Source organism: Hydrogenophaga sp. (assembly GCF_051007235.1).
Lineage (GTDB): Bacteria > Pseudomonadota > Gammaproteobacteria > Burkholderiales > Burkholderiaceae_C > Hydrogenophaga.
This window is the reverse complement of record NZ_JBPCSJ010000496.1, coordinates 1-3,929: the sequence shown is the minus strand read 5'-3', so window position 1 is coordinate 3,929 and position 3,929 is coordinate 1. Positions and strand designations below refer to the sequence as shown.

General features: G+C 58.3%; 6 protein-coding genes, 1 tRNA gene and 2 pseudogenes. All 9 read left to right on the top strand.

The window, feature by feature from the left end; all coding sequences use genetic code 11:
- Window positions 1-217, top strand: a pseudogene (gene secY, locus ACR2JA_RS17425) (preprotein translocase subunit SecY); the annotation flags it as partial.
- A 5-nt stretch (window positions 218-222) separates the two neighbouring features.
- Window positions 223-438 (top strand): annotated as a pseudogene (infA, locus tag ACR2JA_RS17420) (translation initiation factor IF-1); the annotation flags it as partial.
- A 72-nt stretch (window positions 439-510) separates the two neighbouring features.
- Window positions 511-624: a 50S ribosomal protein L36 gene (gene rpmJ / locus ACR2JA_RS17415; protein WP_011481465.1), complete on the top strand. Its 114-nt coding sequence runs from the start codon at window positions 511-513 to the stop codon at window positions 622-624.
- Between the two features lie 26 nt (window positions 625-650).
- Window positions 651-1,016, top strand: coding sequence for a 30S ribosomal protein S13 (gene rpsM / locus ACR2JA_RS17410; RefSeq protein WP_434010331.1), 366 nt, complete (start codon window positions 651-653; stop codon window positions 1,014-1,016).
- A gap of 13 nt (window positions 1,017-1,029) precedes the next feature.
- On the top strand, window positions 1,030-1,434 hold the full coding sequence (gene rpsK, locus ACR2JA_RS17405) for a 30S ribosomal protein S11 (RefSeq protein WP_434010330.1): 405 nt from the start codon (window positions 1,030-1,032) through the stop codon (window positions 1,432-1,434).
- Window positions 1,435-1,609: 175 nt separating this feature from the next.
- Window positions 1,610-2,233, top strand: a complete 624-nt coding sequence (rpsD, locus tag ACR2JA_RS17400) for a 30S ribosomal protein S4 (RefSeq protein ID WP_434010329.1) — start codon at window positions 1,610-1,612, stop codon at window positions 2,231-2,233.
- A gap of 93 nt (window positions 2,234-2,326) precedes the next feature.
- The gene (locus ACR2JA_RS17395) at window positions 2,327-3,313 is read left to right on the top strand and encodes a DNA-directed RNA polymerase subunit alpha (RefSeq protein WP_434010328.1); all 987 of its coding nucleotides are present in this window, start codon (window positions 2,327-2,329) and stop codon (window positions 3,311-3,313) included.
- A 73-nt stretch (window positions 3,314-3,386) separates the two neighbouring features.
- Complete coding sequence (gene rplQ, locus ACR2JA_RS17390) at window positions 3,387-3,782, top strand: 50S ribosomal protein L17 (RefSeq protein ID WP_177137295.1); 396 nt, start codon at window positions 3,387-3,389, stop codon at window positions 3,780-3,782.
- Window positions 3,783-3,799: 17 nt separating this feature from the next.
- Window positions 3,800-3,876 (top strand) — tRNA-Met (locus ACR2JA_RS17385).
- Window positions 3,877-3,929: the final 53 nt, after the last annotated feature.

The window sequence follows — 3,929 nt, the reverse complement described above, 5'->3', positions numbered from 1 at the left end:
GACCCTGGCAGGTGCGGTTTACATTGCCTTCGTCTGCTTGCTGCCCGAGTTTCTGATTTTGAAATACAACGTGCCTTTCTACTTCGGCGGAACCTCGCTGCTGATCATTGTGGTGGTGACCATGGACTTCATGTCCCAGGTGCAAAACTACATGATGAGCCAGCAGTATGAGTCGCTGCTCAAGAAAGCCAACTTCAAAACAACGATGGGTGCTTGAACGACATGGCCAAAGACGATGTCATTCAAATGCAGGGCGAGGTGGTTGAAAACCTGCCCAACGCCACCTTCCGCGTGAAGCTGGAGAATGGTCATGTGTTGCTGGGGCACATTTCCGGCAAGATGCGGATGCATTACATCCGTATCCTTCCCTGTGAAAAGGTCACAGTGGATTTGACGCACTACGATTTGAGCAGGGCCCGCATTGTGTTCCGTGCCAAGTACGGCGCGGGGCGAAGAGAAAGAAAGTACGGACAGCCCGGTGGCTATCCAAAGGTTTGTTAGGAGAATGAAATTAGAGTTTCGGCTTCGGTCAAGAAAATTTGCCGCAACTGCAAGATCATCCGTCGTAAAGGCGTGGTTCGCGTGATCTGCACGGATCCCCGTCACAAGCAGCGCCAAGGCTGATTGATACAGGTTTAAAGAGGACGCACATGGCACGTATCGCTGGCATTAATATTCCGCCGCATCAACATGCAGAAATTGGCCTGACCGCCATTTTCGGTATTGGTCGCACCCGCGCTCGCATAATTTGCGAAGCCTGCGGCATTGCATATTCCAAAAAGGTCAAAGACCTGACTGACGGAGATCTCGAAAAGATTCGCGATCAAATCGCTCAGTTCACCATCGAAGGCGATCTGCGCCGCGAGACCACCATGAACATCAAGCGTTTGATGGACATCGGTTGCTACCGTGGTTTCCGTCATCGCCGTGGCCTGCCGATGCGCGGTCAGCGCACCCGCACCAATGCACGCACCCGCAAGGGCCCGCGCAAGGCAGCGGCCGCTCTGAAGAAATAATTGAGGGAACACCATGGCAAAAGCACCCGCCAATAACGCCGCACAACGTGTGCGCAAGAAAGTCCGCAAGAACGTTGCGGACGGCATTGCACACGTGCATGCATCGTTCAACAACACCATCATCACCATCACCGACCGCCAGGGCAACGCACTGTCGTGGGCTTCGTCGGGTGGTCAGGGCTTCAAGGGCTCGCGCAAGTCCACGCCGTTCGCAGCCCAGGTGGCTTCGGAGGTGGCTGGCCGTGCTGCCATCGAGCAAGGCATCAAGAACCTCGACGTCGAGATCAAGGGTCCCGGCCCTGGTCGCGAGTCGTCGGTGCGTGCCCTGGGCGCCCTGGGTATCCGTATCACGTCGATTGCCGATGTGACGCCGGTGCCGCACAACGGCTGCCGTCCGCAAAAGCGCCGCCGCATCTGAGCCTGTTCAGGCCCGTACCGCTCCCGCGGTACAATAGAAAGCTTTTTGAGCGCCACCGCAGTCGCCTGCGGTGGCATTTTTTGCTAAGCCCACCGCCATCTTCGACGGAAGACGGCTCCCGTGATGACGCAGTTTTGTCTGTGTAGGTCGCGGCAGATATCACAAGGAAACCAACGTGGCACGTTACCTCGGCCCCAAGGCCAAACTCTCCCGCCGTGAAGGCGCCGACCTGTTGCTCAAGAGCGCTCGCCGCTCGATCAGTGACAAGGCCAAGTTCGACTCCAAGCCCGGTCAGCACGGCCGCACCTCCGGCCAGCGCACGTCCGACTTCGGTCTGCAGTTGCGCGAAAAGCAGAAGGTCAAGCGCACCTATGGCGTGCTCGAGCGCCAGTTCCGTCGCTACTTTGCCGAAGCCGACCGTCGCCGTGGCAACACCGGTGCCAACCTGTTGTTCTTGCTGGAAGCACGTCTGGACAACGTCGTGTTCCGTATGGGCTTTGCCTCGACCCGCGCCGAAGCCCGTCAGATGGTCTCGCACAAGGCCATCACCGTGAACGGTCAGTCCGTGAACATCCCTTCTTACTCGGTCAAGGCCGGTGATGTGATCGCCGTCCGCGAGAAGTCCAAGAAGCAGGCTCGCGTCATCGAAGCGCTCGAACTGGCCAAACAGATCGGCTTCCCGGCATGGGTGGATGTGTCGGCCGACAAGGCCGAAGGCGTCTTCAAGAAGTCGCCTGACCGCGACGAGTTCGGCTCTGACATCAACGAATCGCTGATCGTCGAACTGTATTCCCGTTAATTTCGTTCCCGGTCTCCGCCTGTGGGTGGTGGCCGGGCCATGCTCCGTCTGCCTTATCGGTGTAACGAGCCGAGGGTACTGAAGGAAGTTTGAATGCTGAACAATCTGCTCAAGCCCAAAACCATCAACGTCGAGCAACTGTCGACCAACCGCGCCAAGGTGACCTTGGAGCCTTTCGAGCGCGGCTACGGCCACACGCTCGGAAACGCGCTGCGTCGTGTGCTGCTGTCCTCCATGGTGGGGCATGCGCCGACCGAAGTGACCATTGCTGGCGTGGTGCATGAGTATTCGTCGATCGACGGCGTGCAAGAAGACGTCGTCAACATGCTGCTGAACCTCAAGGGCGTTGTGTTCAAGCTGCACAACCGTGACGAAGTCACGCTGAGCCTGCGCAAGGACGGTGAAGGTGTGGTGACGGCGGCCGACATCCAGACCCCGCACGACGTGGAAATCGTCAACCCCGGTCACGCCATCGCCACGCTGTCTGCCGGCGCCAAGCTGGACATGCAGATCAAAGTGGAAAAGGGCCGTGGCTATGTCCCGGGTAGCCTGCGCCGCAACGAGGACATGTCGCGCTCGCTGGGCCGCATCGTTCTGGATGCGTCGTTTTCCCCGATCAAGCGCGTGAGCTACACGGTGGAAAGTGCGCGCGTCGAACAGCGCACCGACCTGGACAAGCTGGTTCTGGAAATCGAAACCAACGGCTCCATTGGCCCGGAGGAGGCTGTGCGTGCTTCTGCCAAGATTCTGGTGGAACAGCTGGCCGTGTTTGCACAGCTGGAAGGTGTGGAACTCTCCGCTTTCGATGCGCCCGCCCAGCGCAGCTCGCAGCAGTTCGATCCGATCCTGTTGCGTCCTGTGGATGAGCTTGAGCTCACCGTTCGCTCGGCCAACTGCCTGAAAGCAGAAAACATCTACTACATCGGTGATCTGATCCAGCGCACCGAGAACGAGTTGCTCAAGACCCCGAACCTGGGTCGCAAGTCGCTCAACGAAATCAAGGAAGTGCTCGCTTCGCGTGGGCTGACCTTGGGTATGAAGCTTGAGAACTGGCCGCCGGCCGGCCTCGACAAGCACTGATCCCGTCGATCAACGTCGGACGAACCCCCAGTACCTGATCCGGCTAGGGGCAAAACACTGAAAGGAAATCAACATGCGTCACGGACACGGACTTCGCAAACTCAACCGCACCAGCGAGCACCGCCTCGCCATGCTGCGCAACATGATGAACTCGCTGCTCACGCACGAAGTCATCAAGACCACGGTACCCAAGGCCAAAGAGCTGCGGCGTGTGGTTGAACCCATGATCACCCTGGCCAAAGTTGCAACGGTGGCCAACCGGCGCCTGGCTTTTGATCGACTGCGCGACCGTGATGTCGTCGTGAAGCTGTTCAATGAACTGGGCCCGCGCTTTGCTGCACGTCCTGGTGGTTATACCCGTATCCTGAAGATGGGTTACCGAGTGGGCGACAACGCCCCGATGGCACTCGTCGAACTGGTGGACCGCGCAGAAGATGCTGCACCGGCAGCCGATGACGCGAAAGCGTGATAGAATATAAAGCTTGACGCGGAGTGGAGCAGCCTGGTAGCTCGTTGGGCTCATAACCCAAAGGTCGCAAGTTCAAATCTTGCCTCCGCAACCAACAAAATCAAGCGTTTTGCTTGTCATCAAAGCCCACCAAACGGTGGGCTTTTT

Coding starts and splice junctions, on each gene's coding strand:
- rplQ (WP_177137295.1), top strand. CDS start 3,387: ATGCGTCACGGACACGGACTTCGCAAACTCAACCGCACCAGCGAGCAC.
- ACR2JA_RS17395 (WP_434010328.1), top strand. CDS start 2,327: ATGCTGAACAATCTGCTCAAGCCCAAAACCATCAACGTCGAGCAACTG.
- rpsK (WP_434010330.1), top strand. CDS start 1,030: ATGGCAAAAGCACCCGCCAATAACGCCGCACAACGTGTGCGCAAGAAA.
- rpsM (WP_434010331.1), top strand. CDS start 651: ATGGCACGTATCGCTGGCATTAATATTCCGCCGCATCAACATGCAGAA.